Below are 16,209 nucleotides of genomic sequence, written 5' to 3'. Positions count from 1 at the left end.
CACACCCGGACCCGCGTGGCACAAGGACAGGTTTCCATGACATCAAGGGCAGTCGACGGCCGCCGTGCGGCCGTGCTCGGCTCACCCATCGCCCACTCCCTCTCCCCGGTGCTGCACCGGGCCGCCTACGAGGCCCTCGGGCTCACCGGCTGGTCCTACGACAGCTTCGAGGTCGACGAGGCCGCCCTGCCCGGCTTCCTGGACCGGCTCGGGCCGGAGTGGGCGGGGCTGTCGCTGACCATGCCGCTGAAACGGGCGGTCATCGCCCTGGCCGACGAGGTCAGCGAGACCGCCGCCGCCGTCGGCGCGGTCAACACGCTCGTCCTCACCGAGGACGGCCGCCGGATCGGCGACAACACCGACATCCCCGGCATGGTGGCCGCGCTGCGCGAGCACGGCATCGAGCAGGTCGACTCCGCCGCGGTCCTCGGCGCCGGCGCCACCGCCTCCTCCGCGCTCGCCGCCCTCGCCCGGGTCTGCACCGGCGAGGTCGTCGCCTACGTCCGCAGCGCCGCCCGCGCCGCCGAGATGCGGCAGTGGGGCGAGCGGCTCGACGTGGAGGTCCGTACGGCGGACTGGGCCGACGCCGCCGAGGCACTGCGCGCACCCCTGGTGATCGCCACCACGCCCGCCGACACCACCGACGCCCTCGCCGCCGCGGTACCGGAACGTCCCGCGACCCTCTTCGACGTGCTGTACGACCCCTGGCCCACCGAACTGGCGGCCCGCTGGTCGATGTTCGGCGGCGCCGTGGTCAGCGGACTGGACCTGCTGGTGCACCAGGCCGTCCTCCAGGTCGAGCGGATGACCGGGCGCGCCCCGGCCCCGGTGGAGGCCATGCGCCGCGCCGGCGAGCACGCGCTCGCCGCCCGCTGACACCCGCGCGGGCGTCCGTCCTGTGGACCGGAGGCCGCCGGCCCCCTCGGACGTGGGAGGATCGGGGGTGGCGTACCGGGATCGCGCACCCGGTCGCGCCGTCGCCGTACGCGCACACCCGCGTACGCCGGGCAGTACCGGGCGCGAACACTGAGGAGCATCGTTGAGCAGGCTGCGTTGGCTGACCGCGGGCGAGTCGCACGGTCCCGCACTTGTCGCGACGCTGGAGGGCCTTCCCGCCGGCGTGCCGATCACCACGGAGATGGTGGCGGACCACCTCGCGCGGCGGCGGCTCGGCTACGGCCGCGGTGCGCGGATGAAGTTCGAGCGGGACGAGGTCACCTTCCTCGGCGGGGTCCGGCACGGCCTGACCCTCGGCTCCCCGGTCGCGGTCATGGTGGGCAACACCGAGTGGCCCAAGTGGGACCAGGTCATGGCGGCCGACCCGGTCGACCCCGAGGTGCTGGACGGACTGGCCCGCAACGCGCCGCTGACCCGCCCGCGCCCGGGCCACGCCGACCTCGCCGGCATGCAGAAGTACGGCTTCGACGAGGCCCGCCCGATCCTGGAGCGCGCCTCCGCCCGTGAGACCGCCGCCCGGGTGGCCCTCGGCGCGGTCGCCCGGTCGTACCTGAAGGAGACGGCCGGCATCGAGATCGTCTCCCACGTCGTGGAGCTGGCCGCCGCCAAGGCCCCCTACGGCGTCCACCCCACCCCGGCCGACGTCGAGAAGCTCGACGCCGACCCGGTGCGCTGCCTGGACGCCGACGCGTCGAAGGCGATGGTCGCGGAGATCGACCAGGCCCACAAGGACGGCGACACGCTCGGCGGCGTCGTGGAGGTGCTGGCCTACGGCGTGCCGGTCGGCCTCGGCTCGCACGTGCACTGGGACCGCCGTCTGGACGCCCGCCTGGCCGCCGCCCTCATGGGCATCCAGGCGATCAAGGGCGTCGAGGTCGGCGACGGCTTCGGACTGGCCCGGGTGCCCGGCTCCCAGGCGCACGACGAGATCGTCACCACCCCCGAGGGCATCCGCCGCTCCACCGGCCGCTCCGGCGGTACCGAGGGCGGTCTCACCACCGGTGAGCTGCTGCGCGTCCGCGCGGCCATGAAGCCGATCGCCACCGTGCCCCGGGCGCTGCGGACCGTCGACGTCGTCACCGGCGAGGCCGCCCAGGCCCACCACCAGCGCTCCGACGTCTGCGCGGTCCCGGCCGCCGGCATCGTCGCCGAGGCCATGGTGGCGCTCGTCCTCGCCGACGCGGTCGCCGAGAAGTTCGGCGGCGACTCCGTCCCCGAGACCCGCCGCAACGTGCGGTCCTACCTCGAGAACCTCGCGATCCGGTGAACGCCGTGCCAGCGGTCGTCCTGATCGGGCCCATGGGCGTCGGTAAGTCCACCGTCGGCCGGCTCCTCGCCGAGCGCCTGGGCGTGGGCTACCGGGACACCGACGACGACATCGTCGCCGCCGAGGGCCGCGCCATCTCCGAGATCTTCGTGGACGAGGGCGAGGACGCCTTCCGGGCGATCGAGAAACAGGCGGTGCGGACCGCGCTCACCGAGCACGAGGGTGTCGTCGCCCTCGGCGGCGGCGCCGTCCTCGACCCGGACACGCGTGCCGCGCTCGCCGGGCACCGGGTGCTCTACCTCTCGATGGAGGTCGAGGAGGCCGTCCGGCGCACCGGGCTCAACGTGGCCCGCCCGCTGCTCGCGGTCAACCCGCGCAAGCAGTGGCGCGAGCTGATGGAGGCGCGGCGGCACCTCTACGAGGAGGTCGCCACCGCCGTGGTACCGACGGACGGCCGGACCCCCGAAGAGGTCACGCAAGAAGCGCTGGACGCACTGGAGTTGAAACAAGCATGAGCGAGGCAGTCACCCGGGTCCAGGTCGCCGGCACCGCGGGCACCGACCCGTACGAGGTGCTGGTCGGCCGGCAACTGCTGGGCGAGCTGCCCGGACTGATCGGCGATCGGGCCAAGCGGGTCGCGGTGATCCACCCGGAGTCGCTGGCCGAGACCGGTGACGCGCTCCGCGCCGACCTGGCCGGCCAGGGCTACGAGGCCGTCGCCATCCAGGTGCCCAACGCGGAGGAGGCCAAGACCGCCGAGGTCGCCGCCTACTGCTGGAAGGCGCTGGGCCAGTCCGGCTTCACCCGCACCGACGCCATCGTCGGCGTCGGCGGCGGCTCGACCACGGACCTGGCCGGCTTCGTCGCCGCGACCTGGCTGCGCGGGGTGCGCTGGATCGCCGTCCCGACCACCGTGCTCGCCATGGTGGACGCGGCGGTCGGCGGCAAGACCGGGATCAACACCGCCGAGGGCAAGAACCTGGTCGGTGCCTTCCACCCGCCGGCCGGCGTGCTGTGCGACCTGGCCGCGCTGGACTCCCTCCCGGTCCACGACTACGTCTCCGGCCTCGCCGAGGTCATCAAGGCCGGATTCATCGCCGACCCGGTGATCCTCGACCTGATCGAGGCCGACCCCCAGGCCGCCCGGACCCCGGCGGGCCCGCACACGGCCGAGCTGATCGAGCGGTCGATCCGGGTCAAGGCGCAGGTCGTCTCCGCGGACCTGAAGGAGTCCGGTCCGCGGGAGATCCTCAACTACGGTCACACGCTGGGCCACGCCATCGAGAAGAACGAGCGCTACAAGTGGCGGCACGGCGCCGCGGTCGCGGTCGGCATGCACTTCGCCGCCGAACTCGGCCGGCTGGCGGGCCGCCTCGACGACGCGACGGCCGACCGCCACCGCACCGTCCTGGAGTCCGTCGGCCTGCCGCTGCACTACCGCTACGACCAGTGGCCCAAGCTGCTGGAGACGATGAAGGTGGACAAGAAGTCCCGCGGCGACCTGCTGCGCTTCGTCGTCCTGGACGGTCTGGCCCGGCCGACGCTGCTGGAGGGCCCGGACCCGGCCGTGCTCCTCGCCGCCTACGGCGAGGTCGGCCAGTAGCCCCCTCCCGGCGACGGGTCGTCCTTCCCCGCCGGACCGGGCACTTCGGGCCGCCCCCGGTCGTTCCACCCAACGACGGCCGGGGACGGTACCGTTCGGTGGCGAGCGGGGACGTACCCCGCCGCCGGCGCCGACTGCCTCCGGCGGGAGAGCCGGAGGGGCGTGTCGACACCGACTCGGACGCCCCGGCGGCGGAACGGGCCAAGACGACGAGACGGAAGTGGCAACGGATGCAGCACGCAGTCGGGTCTCCGCTGCCGCCGCCCCACCAGCCGGGGCGGGGACCGCACGCCGGCTGGGCGCCGGCCGCACACCACCCGGGGCCGCCCCCGGGCGCCTCCCAGGGGCCCGCCCCCGTCCCCCCGCAGGGTTTCCCGGCGCCGCCGGGCCCTTCGCCGCAGGCCCCGGCCGGCCCGGGCCCCGTGCCGCCGGCGCCCCCGCGGCACGCGCCGCCGCAGCCCGTTCCCGGCCCGCCGCCGGTCCCCGATACCACCGGTCACGTGCCGCTGCCACCCGGCGGCCCGGTCGGCGTGCCCCCGGCGCCGCCCGCCACGGCCCCGGCCGCGGACCCCGCGTCCACCACCCTCGCCGTCCTGCTCATCGGACCGGCGGGCGCGGGCAAGACCAGCGTCGCCAGGTACTGGGCGGAGCACCGCCGCGTCCCCACGGCCCACATCAGCCTGGACGACGTCCGCGAATGGGTGCGCTCCGGGTTCGCCGACCCCCAGTCCGGCTGGAACGACAACTCCGAGGCCCAGTACCGCCTGGCCCGCCGCACCTGCGGTTTCGCCGCCCGGAACTTCCTCGCCAACGGCATCTCCTGCGTCCTGGACGACGCCGTCTTCCCGGACCGCCCGGTCGTGGGCCTCGGCGGCTGGAAGCGGCACGTGGGCCCCGGCCTGCTCCCGGTCGTCCTCCTGCCGGGCCTGGACATCGTCCTGGAGCGCAACGCCGAACGCAGTGGCAACCGGCGCCTCACGGATGAGGAGGTGGCCCGCATCCACGGCCGCATGGCCGGCTGGTACGGCTCGGGCCTGCCGATCATCGACAACTCCCAGCTCGACGTGGCCGCGACGGCCCGCGTCCTGGACGAGGTGCTCACGAGGGCGATGGCGAGCCCCCCGAGCTGGTGAGCGCCGGACCGGCAGGGCGCCCGCGAGTCGTGCCCCAGCGGTCCCCGTCCCCACTCGGCCCCCGCCAACCGGCACGATCCGGACATAACTCCTACGCTCGTCTCATGTCAGAGGTGTACGCGAACCGCCGATCCCGGCTGAGGGACCGCTGCAACGCGGCCGGCGCCCCCGCCGCCCTGGTCAGCCGCCCCGCGAACGTGCGGTACCTGGCGGGGGCCGCCCCCCGGGGCGCCGTCCTCCTGCTCGGCAGGCGCGAGGACCTCCTGGTGTGCGCGGGCCCGCCCGGGGACCGCCCCACCGAGGGCCGGCCGGACGACGGCCTGCGCCTGCACGTCCTCGCCTCACCCGGCGGCGACGCGGCGGTCGCCGCGGCCGACCTCGCCGTGGGCCAGGACGCCGACGGCCTCGCCGTGGAGGAGCACCACCTCACCGTCACCCGGCACCGGGCCATCGCCTCGGTCGCCCCGGGGCTCCGCCTCGTGGACCTCGGCGGCGCCGTGGAACAGCTGCGGGTGGTCAAGGACGAGGAGGAGATCTCCTGCCTGCGCATCGGCGCGGAGATCGCCGACCAGGCCCTCGGCGAGCTGCTGGAGTCCATCCTGGTCGGCCGCACCGAGCGGCACCTCGCGCTGGAGCTGGAGCGGCGCCTGGTGGACCACGGCGCCGACGGCCCGGCCTTCCCCACCTCCGTGGCGACCGGACCGCACGCCGGCCGCCGCGGCCACCGCCCCACCGACCGGCGCGTGGAGGAGGGCGACTTCCTCTCCGTGTGCCTCGGCGCCACCTACCGCGGCTACCGCTGCGAGATCGGCCGCACCTTCGTCATCGGCACCTCTCCCGCCGACTGGCAGATCGAGCTGTACGACCTCGTCTTCGGCGCCCAGCGGGCCGGCCGCGAGGCCCTGGTGCCGGGGACCGCCTACCGTGACGTGGACCGCGCGGCACGGCAGGTGCTGGACTCCGCGGGCTATGCGGAGTCTTTGCCACCGCTGACCGGACACGGGGTCGGACTCGAAATCGACGAGGACCCGCAGCTGGCCCCCGCGGCCATGGGTAAACTGGACGCTTGCGTGCCGGTCACCGTCGAACCGGGGGTCCACCTCCCGGGCCGGGGCGGCGTCCGGATCGATGACACGCTCGTCGTGCGCCCCGAGGCGGACGGCGGACCCGAGCTACTCACCATCACGACCAAGGAGCTGCTCGCGCTGTAGCGCGTGTACCGGGGTCGTACGTCAGTCCAGGAGATTCCGCAACCGTGGCTTCCACGAACGACCTCAAGAACGGCCTGGTGCTCAAGCTCGAAGGCGGCCAGCTCTGGTCCGTCGTCGAGTTCCAGCACGTCAAGCCCGGCAAGGGCCCGGCCTTCGTGCGCACCAAGCTCAAGAACGTGCTCTCCGGCAAGGTCGTCGACAAGACCTTCAACGCCGGTGTCAAGGTCGAGACGGCCACTGTCGACAAGCGCGACATGCAGTTCTCGTACATGGACGGCGAGTACTTCGTCTTCATGGACATGCAGACCTATGACCAGCTCATGGTCGACCGCAAGGCCGTCGGCGACGCCGCCAACTTCCTGATCGAGGGCTTCACCGCCACCGTCGCGCAGCACGAGGGCGAGGTGCTCTTCGTCGAGCTGCCGGCCGCCGTCGAGCTGACCGTCCAGGAGACCGAGCCCGGCGTCCAGGGCGACCGTTCCACCGGCGGCACCAAGCCCGCCGTCCTGGAGACCGGTCACCAGATCCAGGTCCCGCTCTTCATCACCACCGGTGAGAAGATCAAGGTCGACACCCGCACGAGCGACTACCTCGGCCGGGTGAACAGCTAACCGTGGCTGCCCGCAACACGGCCCGCAAGCGCGCCTTCCAGATCCTCTTCGAGGGCGACCAGCGCGACGCCGACGTCCTGACGGTGCTCGCGGACTGGATCCGGCTCTCCCGGTCGGACACCCGGCAGCCCCCGGTGAGCGAGTACACGATGCAGCTGGTCGAGGGCTACGCGGAGCACGCGGCCCGGATCGACGAGCTGCTCTCCCAGTACGCGGTGGGCTGGACGCTCGACCGCATGCCGGTCGTCGACCGCAACATCCTGCGGCTGGGCGCGTACGAGCTGATCTGGGTCGACGAGACCCCGGACGCCGTCGTCCTGGACGAGATGGTGCAGCTGGCGAAGGAGTTCTCCACCGACGAGTCGCCCTCGTTCGTCAACGGTCTGCTCGGCAGGCTGAAGGAGCTGAAGCCGACGCTGCGCCGCGCCTAGCGCGTCCGGCGGCGGCTGCGGGCCGGCCGTGGTCGCCCATGCCCACGTCGCGGGGCCGCATCGACGATGCGGCCCCGCGCCCTTTCGGTACCTCCGCGCGGCGCCCACGGCGCCCCAGGGGCCGTAACGGACGTGAAAACCGCCGGGGCGGCCGGAACCATGAGGTTCCGGCCGCCCCGGCGGCACGTTTCTGCTCCGGTGGGAGCGGAGGCTCAGGCCTCGTCGTGGGCGGCCACCGCGCGGCGCGCGTCCGCGTCCAGGACGCCCCAGCTGATCAGCTGCTCGGTGAGGACCGAGGGGGACTGGTCGTAGATGACGGCGAGTGTGCGCAGGTCGTCCTGGCGGATCGAGAGCACCTTGCCGTTGTAGTCGCCGCGCTGGGACTGGATGGTCGCCGCGTAGCGCTGGAGGGGCCCCGCCTTCTCGGCCGGCACGGTGGCCAGCCGCTCCAGGTCGAGGACCAGCTTCGGCGGCGGCTCGGCGGCCCCGCCCGGCGTGGTGCCCGGCAGCAGCTCCTGCACGGGGACGCCATAGAAATCGGCCAGCTCGGCAAGGCGCTGCACGGTCACGGCGCGGTCACCGCGCTCGTAGGAACCGACCACCACGGCCTTCCAGCGCCCCTGGGACTTCTCCTCGACACCGTGGAGGGAAAGGCCCTGCTGGGTGCGGATCGCCCGGAGCTTGGCCCCGAGCTGTTTGGCGTATTCGCTGGACATATAGCTCCCCGGACACTGTGTCGACGCGGCCGGCTGTCTTCCCGCCGCGCCGCTGGTAACTCACTGTGAGGTTACGCAGCGTGACTCTGGTGCGTCAAGCCGAATGGTCCACACCGACGCTTCCGTGCTCACGGCACCCCGCTGGGCCGAGGGGGTGACGACCGGGCCGCTCCGGGCACCTGCTACCGTGGATGGCGCAAATCCGACGTCCTTTAAGGTCCGTCCCGTGAGGCGGAGAAGGAGGTCCGTTTCTTATGGACACGCACGCGAATCACCCCGCCGCCGACGCGCGGCCAGTCCTCGAGGGCCCCGACATCGCGCGGGTGCTGACCCGCATCGCCCACGAGATCGTCGAACGCGCCAAGGGCGCCGACGACGTGGTGCTCCTCGGCATCCCGACCCGGGGCGTCTTCCTCGCCCAGCGGCTCGCCGCCAAGCTGGAGCAGATCACCGACCGGACGGTCCCGGTCGGCTCCCTCGACATCACGATGTACCGCGACGACCTGCGCCTGCATCCGCCGCGCGCGCTGGCCCGCACCGAGATCCCGGGTGACGGCATCGACGGCCGCCTGGTCGTCCTCGTCGACGACGTACTGTTCTCCGGCCGCACCATCCGCGCCGCCCTGGACGCCCTGAACGACATCGGGCGCCCGCGCGCGGTCCAGCTCGCGGTCCTGGTCGACCGCGGCCACCGCGAACTGCCCATCCGTGCCGACTACGTCGGCAAGAACCTCCCCACGTCGCTGCGGGAGACGGTCAAGGTCCAGCTCACCGAGGAGGACGGTCGCGACACCGTGCTGCTCGGTGCCAAGCCGGCCGGCCAGTAGCGGACCTGGCGCCCGGCCGCTCCGGCATGCCGGTACGCGCCCCGCTCCGCCCTGCTTCTCCCCATTTGAACTGCCTTACGGAGCCTGACAGATGCAGCGTCATCTCATCTCGGCCGCCGACCTCACCCGCGACGACGCCGTCCTGATCCTCGACACCGCCGAGGAGATGGCCCGGGTGGCCGACCGGCCGATCAAGAAGCTGCCGACCCTGCGCGGCCGGACGATCGTCAACCTCTTCTTCGAGGACTCCACGCGCACGCGCATCTCCTTCGAAGCGGCCGAGAAGCGCCTCTCCGCCGACGTCATCAACTTCACCGCCAAGGGCTCCTCGGTGTCCAAGGGCGAGTCCCTGAAGGACACCGCCCAGACCCTGGAGGCCATGGGCGTCGACGCCGTGGTCATCCGGCACGGCGCCTCGGGGGCCCCGTACCGCCTGGCCAACTCGGGCTGGATCGACGCGGCCGTCATCAACGCCGGCGACGGCACCCACCAGCACCCCACCCAGGCCCTGCTGGACGCGTTCACCCTGCGCCGCCGGCTGACCGGCCGGGACACCGGGCTCGGCCAGGACCTGTCCGGCAAGCGCGTCACCGTCGTCGGGGACGTCCTGCACAGCCGGGTCGCCCGCTCCAACGTGGACCTGCTGCACACCCTCGGCGCCGAGGTCACCCTCGTCGCCCCGCCCACCCTGCTGCCGATCGGCGTGGAGACCTGGCCGTGCGCCGTCTCCTACGACCTCGACAGCACGCTGCCCAAGTGCGACGCGGTCATGATGCTCCGCGTCCAGCGCGAGCGGATGAACGCGGCCTTCTTCCCCACCGAGCGCGAGTACGCGCGCCGCTACGGCCTCGACGGCGACCGCATGGCCAGGCTGCCCGGGCACGCCATCGTGATGCACCCCGGCCCGATGGTCCGCGGCATGGAGATCACCGCCGAGGTCGCCGACTCCGACCGCTGCACGGCCGTCGAGCAGGTCGCCAACGGCGTCTCCATCCGGATGGCCGTGCTCTACCTGCTGCTCGGCGGCAACGAACCCGCGGTCACCCACGCCCGCCCGTCCGTCTCCCCCCACCAGCCCGCCGACGAGGAGAAGTAAGACCATGAGCAAGATCCTGATCCGTGGCGCCAGGGTGCTCGGCGGTGAGCCGCAGGACGTGCTCATCGACGGCGAGACCGTCGCCGAGGTCGGCACCGCGCTGTCCGCCGAGGGCGCCGAGGTGGTCGAGGCCGGCGGCAAGGTGCTGCTGCCGGGCCTGGTCGACCTGCACACCCACCTGCGCGAGCCGGGCCGCGAGGACTCCGAGACGGTGCTCACCGGCACCCGCGCCGCGGCGAGCGGCGGCTACACGGCCGTGTTCGCCATGGCCAACACCTTCCCGGTCGCCGACACCGCCGGTGTCGTCGAGCAGGTCTGGCGCCTGGGCAAGGAGCACGGCTACTGCGACGTGCGGCCCGTCGGCGCCGTCACCGTCGGCCTGGAGGGCAGGAAACTCGCCGAGCTGGGCGCCATGCACGAGTCCGCCGCCGGCGTCACCGTCTTCTCCGACGACGGCAAGTGCGTCGACGACGCCGTGATCATGCGCCGCGCGCTGGAGTACGTGAAGGCCTTCGACGGAGTCGTCGCCCAGCACGCGCAGGAGCCCCGGCTCACCGAGGGCGCGCAGATGAACGAGGGCGTCGTCTCCGCCGAGCTCGGCCTGGGCGGCTGGCCGGCCGTCGCCGAGGAGTCGGTCATCGCGCGGGACGTGCTCCTCGCCGAGCACGTCGGCTCCCGCGTCCACATCTGCCACCTGTCGACCGCCGGCTCGGTCGAGATCGTCCGCTGGGCCAAGTCCCGGGGCATCCAGGTCACCGCCGAGGTCACCCCGCACCACCTGCTCCTCACCGACGAGCTGGTGCGGACGTACGACCCCGTCTACAAGGTCAACCCGCCGCTGCGCACCGAGCGGGACGTCATGGCCCTGCGCGAGGCGCTCGCCGACGGCACGATCGACATCGTGGCCACCGACCACGCCCCGCACCCGCACGAGGACAAGGACTGCGAGTGGGCCGCCGCCGCCATGGGCATGGTCGGCCTGGAGACCGCCCTGTCGGTGGTCCAGGAGACGATGGTGGAGACGGGCCTGCTGGACTGGGCCGGCGTCGCCGACCGCATGTCCTTCCGGCCGGCGCGGATCGGACGGGCCACCGGGCACGGCCGTCCCGTCTCGGCTGGTGAGCCCGCCAACCTCACCCTCCTCGACACGGCATACCGTGGCCGGGTGGACCCCGCGGGCTTCGCCTCGCGCAGCCGCAACACCCCCTACCAGGGGCGCGAGCTGCCGGGCCGGGTCACCCACACGTGGCTGCGGGGCAAGGGCACGCTCGTCGACGGGAAGCTGACGTGACACCTGTGATCCTGCTGGCCGAGGCCAGGAAGTCGGCCGACGTCACCGACTGGCCGGCCCGCATCGGCTGGCTCGTCGGACTCGTCCTGTTCATCGCGCTCGTCTACTGGCTGATGCGCGAGGGCTGGAAGTGGCGCGGCACCCTCCAGGGCGACATCCCGGAGCTGCCCACCGCGCCGGACGAGCCCGGCGAGACGAGACTGACGATGAGCGGCCGCTACCACGGCTCCACCACCGCCGGGCAGTGGCTGGACCGCATCGTGGCCCACGGTCTCGGCACCCGCAGCCGGGTCCGGCTCACCCTGACCGACGCGGGCCTGGAGGTCGAACGCCCCGGGGCGGCCGACTTCTTCGTCCCCACCGCCGCACTGCGGGAGGCGCGCCTGGACAAGGGCATCGCCGGCAAGGTCCTCACCGAGGGCGGACTGCTGGTCGTGACCTGGGCGCACGGCGACAGGCTGATCGACTCGGGCTTCCGCTCCGACCGCGCGGCCGAGCACACCGAATGGGTCCACACCCTGAACCAGATGACCGACAAGACGGAAGGCGCACGATGACGACCTCCACCAGGGGAAGCTCCGCCCAGAGGAACAGGGCGCTTCCCGCCGTACTCGTCCTGGAGGACGGCCGCGTCTTCCGCGGCCGTGCCTACGGGGCCGTGGGGGAGACCTTCGGCGAGGCCGTGTTCTCCACCGGCATGACCGGCTACCAGGAGACCCTGACCGACCCGTCGTACGACCGCCAGATCGTCGTCGCGACCGCCCCGCAGATCGGCAACACCGGCTGGAACGACGAGGACGACGAGTCGGGCCGCATCTGGGTCTCCGGCTACGTCGTGCGCGATCCCGCGCGCGTGCCGTCCAACTGGCGGTCCCGGCGCTCCCTGGACGACGAACTGGAGCGCCAGGGCGTCGTCGGCATCTCCGGCATCGACACCCGGGCCCTCACCCGCCACCTGCGCGAGCGCGGCTCGATGCGGGCCGGGGTCTTCTCGGGCGAGGCGCTCGCCCCCGACGCCGAACTGCTGGAGCGCGTGCTGGCCCAGCCGCACATGAAGGGCGCGAGCCTGTACGAGGAGGTCGCGACGAAGGAGGCGTACGTCGTCCCCGCCGTCGGCGAGAAGCGCTTCACCGTCGCCGCCATCGACCTCGGCATCAAGGGCATGACCCCGCACCGCATGGCCGAGCGCGGCATCGAGGTGCACGTCCTGCCCGCCACCGCCACGGCGGACGACGTCTACGCCGTCGGCCCCGACGGTGTCTTCTTCTCCAACGGCCCCGGCGACCCCGCCACGGCCGACGGCCCCGTCGCGCTGATGTCGGCCGTCCTGGAGCGCCGGACCCCGCTGTTCGGCATCTGCTTCGGCAACCAGATCCTCGGCCGCGCGCTCGGCTTCGGCACCTACAAGCTGAAGTACGGCCACCGGGGCATCAACCAGCCGGTCCAGGACCGTACGACCGGCAAGGTGGAGGTCACCGCGCACAACCACGGCTTCGCCGTGGACGCGCCGCTCGACAAGGTCAGCGAGACGAAGTTCGGCCGCGCCGAGGTCTCGCACGTCTGCCTCAACGACAACGTCGTGGAGGGGCTCCAACTGCTCGACCGACCCGCCTTCTCCGTCCAGTACCACCCGGAGGCGGCGGCCGGTCCGCACGACGCCGCCTACCTGTTCGACCGCTTCGTTTCCCTGATGGAGGGCCAGCGTGCCTAAGCGCACCGATATCCAGTCCGTCCTGGTCATCGGCTCCGGCCCGATCGTCATCGGTCAGGCCGCCGAGTTCGACTACTCCGGCACCCAGGCGTGCCGGGTCCTCAAGGCCGAGGGACTACGCGTCGTCCTCGTCAACTCCAACCCGGCGACGATCATGACCGACCCGGAGATCGCCGATGCCACGTACGTCGAGCCGATCACCCCGGAGTTCGTCGAGAAGATCATCGCCAAGGAGCGCCCCGACGCGCTGCTGCCCACCCTGGGCGGCCAGACGGCCCTGAACACCGCCATCTCGCTGCACGAGAACGGCGCGCTGGAGAAGTACGGCGTCGAGCTGATCGGCGCCAAGCCCGAGGCCATCCACAAGGGCGAGGACCGCGACCTCTTCAAGGGCGTCGTCGAGGAGGTCCGCCGCAAGACCGGGCACGGCGAGTCCGCCCGCTCGGTCATCTGCCACTCCATGGACGACGTCCTGCGGGGCGTCGAGACGCTCGGCGGCTACCCGGTCGTCGTCCGCCCGTCCTTCACCATGGGCGGCGCCGGCTCCGGCTTCGCGCACGACGAGGACGAGCTGCGCCGCATCGCCGGCCAGGGCCTCACCCTCTCCCCGACCACCGAGGTCCTCCTGGAGGAGTCCATCCTCGGCTGGAAGGAGTACGAGCTGGAGCTGATGCGCGACAAGCACGACAACGTCGTGGTCGTCTGCTCCATCGAGAACTTCGACCCGATGGGCGTGCACACCGGCGACTCCATCACCGTCGCGCCCGCGATGACGCTGACCGACCGCGAGTACCAGGTGCTGCGCGACGTCGGCATCGCGATCATCCGCGAGGTCGGCGTCGACACCGGCGGCTGCAACATCCAGTTCGCGGTGAACCCCGAGGACGGCCGGGTCATCGTCATCGAGATGAACCCGCGCGTGTCGCGGTCCTCGGCGCTCGCCTCGAAGGCGACCGGCTTCCCGATCGCCAAGATCGCCGCCAAGCTGGCCGTCGGCTACACGCTGGACGAGATCCCCAACGACATCACCCGCGAGACCCCGGCCTCCTTCGAGCCCACGCTCGACTACGTGGTCGTCAAGGCCCCGCGGTTCGCCTTCGAGAAGTTCCCGCAGGCCGACTCCACGCTGACCACCACCATGAAGTCGGTCGGCGAGGCCATGGCCATCGGCCGCAACTTCCCCGAGGCCTTCCAGAAGGCGCTGCGCTCGCTGGAGAAGAAGGGCAGCCAGTTCGCCTTCACCGGCGAGCCCGGCGACAAGGAGACCCTGCTCCGCGAGGCCGTGCGGCCCACCGACGGCCGGATCAACACGGTCATGCAGGCCATCCGCGCCGGCGCCACCCCCGAGGAGGTCTTCGACCACACGAAGATCGACCCGTGGTTCGTGGACCAGCTCTTCCTGATCAAGGAGATCGCGGACGAGCTGGCCGGCGCGCCCGAGCTGACCGCCGACCTGCTGGCCGAGGCCAAGCGGCACGGCTTCTCCGACCAGCAGATCGGCGAGATCCGCGGCCTGCGCGAGGACGTCGTCCGCGAGGTCCGGCACGCCCTCGGCATCCGCCCGGTCTACAAGACGGTCGACACCTGCGCCGCCGAGTTCGCCGCGCGCACGCCGTACTTCTACTCCTCCTACGACGAGGAGACCGAGGTCGCGCCGCGCGAGAAGCCCGCCGTGATCATCCTCGGCTCGGGCCCCAACCGCATCGGCCAGGGCATCGAGTTCGACTACTCCTGCGTGCACGCCTCCTTCGCGCTGTCCGACGCCGGGTACGAGACCGTGATGGTCAACTGCAACCCGGAGACCGTCTCCACGGACTATGACACCTCCGACCGCCTGTACTTCGAGCCGCTGACGCTCGAGGACGTGCTGGAGATCGTCCACGCCGAGCGGCAGGCCGGTCCGATCGCGGGCGTCATCGTCCAGCTGGGCGGCCAGACCCCGCTGGGCCTGTCCCAGGCGCTCAAGGACAACGGCGTGCCGATCGTCGGCACGTCCCCCGAGGCCATCCACGCCGCCGAGGACCGCGGCGCCTTCGGCCGCGTCCTGGCGGAGGCGGGCCTGCCGGCGCCCAAGCACGGCACGGCCACCACCTTCGACGAGGCCAAGGCCATCGCCGACGAGATCGGCTACCCGGTCCTGGTGCGGCCCTCCTACGTCCTCGGCGGACGCGGCATGGAGATCGTCTACGACGAGACCCGCCTCGCCTCCTACATCGCCGAGTCGACCGAGATCAGCCCGTCCCGGCCGGTCCTCGTCGACCGTTTCCTCGACGACGCGATCGAGATCGACGTCGACGCCCTCTACGACGGCGAGGAGCTCTACCTCGGCGGCGTCATGGAGCACATCGAGGAGGCCGGCATCCACTCCGGCGACTCGGCGTGCGCCCTGCCCCCGATCACCCTCGGCGGCTTCGACATCAAGCGCCTGCGCGCCTCCACCGAGGCCATCGCCAAGGGCGTCGGCGTGCGCGGTCTGATCAACATCCAGTTCGCGATGGCCGGCGACATCCTCTACGTCCTGGAGGCCAACCCGCGCGCCTCCCGCACCGTCCCCTTCACCTCGAAGGCGACCGCGGTGCCGCTGGCCAAGGCCGCCGCCCGCATCTCCCTGGGCGCGACCGTCGCCGAGCTGCGCGCCGAGGGCCTGCTGCCGAGGACCGGCGACGGCGGCGAGCTGCCCCTGGACGCGCCGATCTCCGTCAAGGAGGCCGTCCTGCCCTGGTCCCGCTTCCGGGACTTCCAGGGCCGCGGTGTCGACACCATCCTCGGCCCGGAGATGCGCTCCACCGGCGAGGTCATGGGCATCGACTCCGTCTTCGGCACGGCGTACGCCAAGTCGCAGGCCGGCGCCTACGGCCCGCTGCCCACCAAGGGCCGCGCGTTCATCTCGGTCGCCAACCGGGACAAGCGCTCGATGATCTTCCCGGCGCGCGAGCTGGTCGCCCACGGCTTCGAGCTGCTCGCCACCTCCGGCACCGCCGAGGTCCTCCGGCGCAACGGCATCAACGCCACGGTGGTCCGCAAGCAGTCCGAGGGCACCGGCCCGAACGGCGAGAAGACCATCGTCCAGCTGATCCACGACGGCGAGGTCGACCTCATCGTCAACACCCCGTACGGCACCGGCGGCCGCCTCGACGGCTACGACATCCGTACGGCCGCGGTGGCCCGCTCCGTGCCCTGCCTGACGACCGTCCAGGCGCTCGCGGCGGCCGTCCAGGGCATCGACGCCCTCAACCACGGCGACGTGGGCGTCCGCTCGCTCCAGGAACACGCCGAACACCTGACCGCGGCCCGCGACTAGCAGCAGCCCCGAGGGGGACACCGGAAACGGTGTCCCCCTCTTCATGAGGACACC

Annotated in this window: 15 protein-coding genes; 14 read left to right on the top strand and 1 reads right to left on the bottom strand. The window is 72.5% G+C overall.

From position 1 onward, the window contains the following. The first annotated feature begins 36 nt into the window (after positions 1-36). From ACIQVT_RS16735 to nusB, 8 genes are all read left to right on the top strand, one after another. Complete coding sequence (locus ACIQVT_RS16735) at positions 37-876, top strand: shikimate dehydrogenase (protein WP_403753265.1); 840 nt, start codon at positions 37-39, stop codon at positions 874-876. 163 nt (positions 877-1,039) lie between these two features. Then, positions 1,040-2,224: a chorismate synthase gene (aroC, locus tag ACIQVT_RS16730; protein WP_403753262.1), complete on the top strand. Its 1,185-nt coding sequence runs from the start codon at positions 1,040-1,042 to the stop codon at positions 2,222-2,224. A 32-nt stretch (positions 2,225-2,256) separates the two neighbouring features. Further along, positions 2,257-2,739, top strand: coding sequence for a shikimate kinase (locus ACIQVT_RS16725; protein ID WP_403754081.1), 483 nt, complete (start codon positions 2,257-2,259; stop codon positions 2,737-2,739). After that, entirely contained in the window at positions 2,736-3,827 is a 1,092-nt protein-coding gene (gene aroB, locus ACIQVT_RS16720; RefSeq protein WP_403753259.1) for a 3-dehydroquinate synthase, read from the top strand. The genes ACIQVT_RS16725 and aroB overlap by 4 nt, the downstream gene beginning before the upstream one ends. 230 nt (positions 3,828-4,057) lie before the next feature. After that, a complete protein-coding gene (locus ACIQVT_RS16715; protein ID WP_403753256.1) occupies positions 4,058-4,960 on the top strand; it encodes a Pro-rich N-terminal domain-containing protein in 903 nt (300 codons plus the stop codon). A gap of 104 nt (positions 4,961-5,064) precedes the next feature. After that, a complete protein-coding gene (locus ACIQVT_RS16710) occupies positions 5,065-6,171 on the top strand; it encodes an aminopeptidase P family protein (protein WP_403753253.1) in 1,107 nt (368 codons plus the stop codon). Between the two features lie 44 nt (positions 6,172-6,215). Beyond that, positions 6,216-6,782, top strand: coding sequence for an elongation factor P (gene efp, locus ACIQVT_RS16705; protein WP_392200408.1), 567 nt, complete (start codon positions 6,216-6,218; stop codon positions 6,780-6,782). Between the two features lie 2 nt (positions 6,783-6,784). Continuing rightward, positions 6,785-7,213 (top strand): transcription antitermination factor NusB, encoded by a 429-nt coding sequence (gene nusB, locus ACIQVT_RS16700; RefSeq protein WP_403753249.1) that lies wholly within the window; start codon positions 6,785-6,787, stop codon positions 7,211-7,213. A gap of 212 nt (positions 7,214-7,425) precedes the next feature. Here nusB and bldD read toward each other — a convergent pair whose 3' ends face one another. After that, positions 7,426-7,929, bottom strand: a complete 504-nt coding sequence (gene bldD, locus ACIQVT_RS16695) for a transcriptional regulator BldD (protein ID WP_121789767.1) — start codon at positions 7,927-7,929, stop codon at positions 7,426-7,428. Between the two features lie 254 nt (positions 7,930-8,183). On the opposite strand from bldD, the gene pyrR reads away from it, so the two are divergent. The 6 genes from pyrR (at position 8,184) to carB (ending at position 16,155) form a co-directional block, all read left to right on the top strand. Further along, on the top strand, positions 8,184-8,756 hold the full coding sequence (pyrR, locus tag ACIQVT_RS16690) for a bifunctional pyr operon transcriptional regulator/uracil phosphoribosyltransferase PyrR (protein ID WP_403753244.1): 573 nt from the start codon (positions 8,184-8,186) through the stop codon (positions 8,754-8,756). A 91-nt stretch (positions 8,757-8,847) separates the two neighbouring features. Continuing rightward, a complete protein-coding gene (locus ACIQVT_RS16685; RefSeq protein ID WP_403753241.1) occupies positions 8,848-9,852 on the top strand; it encodes an aspartate carbamoyltransferase catalytic subunit in 1,005 nt (334 codons plus the stop codon). A gap of 4 nt (positions 9,853-9,856) precedes the next feature. Next, entirely contained in the window at positions 9,857-11,143 is a 1,287-nt protein-coding gene (locus ACIQVT_RS16680) for a dihydroorotase (protein WP_403753238.1), read from the top strand. Beyond that, on the top strand, positions 11,140-11,700 hold the full coding sequence (locus ACIQVT_RS16675) for a hypothetical protein (protein WP_403753235.1): 561 nt from the start codon (positions 11,140-11,142) through the stop codon (positions 11,698-11,700). The genes ACIQVT_RS16680 and ACIQVT_RS16675 overlap by 4 nt, the downstream gene beginning before the upstream one ends. Further along, entirely contained in the window at positions 11,697-12,854 is a 1,158-nt protein-coding gene (gene carA / locus ACIQVT_RS16670; RefSeq protein ID WP_403753232.1) for a glutamine-hydrolyzing carbamoyl-phosphate synthase small subunit, read from the top strand. Before ACIQVT_RS16675 ends, carA begins: the two co-directional genes overlap by 4 nt. After that, entirely contained in the window at positions 12,847-16,155 is a 3,309-nt protein-coding gene (carB, locus tag ACIQVT_RS16665) for a carbamoyl-phosphate synthase large subunit (RefSeq protein ID WP_403753228.1), read from the top strand. Before carA ends, carB begins: the two co-directional genes overlap by 8 nt. Positions 16,156-16,209: the final 54 nt, after the last annotated feature.

The sequence above is a fragment of the Streptomyces sp. NPDC100445 genome, from assembly GCF_044759735.1.
Taxonomy (GTDB): Bacteria; Actinomycetota; Actinomycetes; order Streptomycetales; family Streptomycetaceae; genus Streptomyces.
Note: the sequence above shows the minus strand (reverse complement) of the source record. Positions and strands in the feature narration are given on the sequence as shown.

Bases quoted from the DNA above. Each gene is read 5' to 3' on its own strand.
- ACIQVT_RS16735 (WP_403753265.1), top strand. From the start codon at position 37: ATGACATCAAGGGCAGTCGACGGCCGCCGTGCGGCCGTGCTCGGCTCA.
- ACIQVT_RS16725 (WP_403754081.1), top strand. From the start codon at position 2,257: ATGGGCGTCGGTAAGTCCACCGTCGGCCGGCTCCTCGCCGAGCGCCTG.
- aroB (WP_403753259.1), top strand. From the start codon at position 2,736: ATGAGCGAGGCAGTCACCCGGGTCCAGGTCGCCGGCACCGCGGGCACC.
- ACIQVT_RS16715 (WP_403753256.1), top strand. From the start codon at position 4,058: ATGCAGCACGCAGTCGGGTCTCCGCTGCCGCCGCCCCACCAGCCGGGG.
- ACIQVT_RS16710 (WP_403753253.1), top strand. From the start codon at position 5,065: ATGTCAGAGGTGTACGCGAACCGCCGATCCCGGCTGAGGGACCGCTGC.
- bldD (WP_121789767.1), bottom strand. From the start codon at position 7,929: ATGTCCAGCGAATACGCCAAACAGCTCGGGGCCAAGCTCCGGGCGATC.
- pyrR (WP_403753244.1), top strand. From the start codon at position 8,184: ATGGACACGCACGCGAATCACCCCGCCGCCGACGCGCGGCCAGTCCTC.
- ACIQVT_RS16685 (WP_403753241.1), top strand. From the start codon at position 8,848: ATGCAGCGTCATCTCATCTCGGCCGCCGACCTCACCCGCGACGACGCC.
- ACIQVT_RS16680 (WP_403753238.1), top strand. From the start codon at position 9,857: ATGAGCAAGATCCTGATCCGTGGCGCCAGGGTGCTCGGCGGTGAGCCG.
- carA (WP_403753232.1), top strand. From the start codon at position 11,697: ATGACGACCTCCACCAGGGGAAGCTCCGCCCAGAGGAACAGGGCGCTT.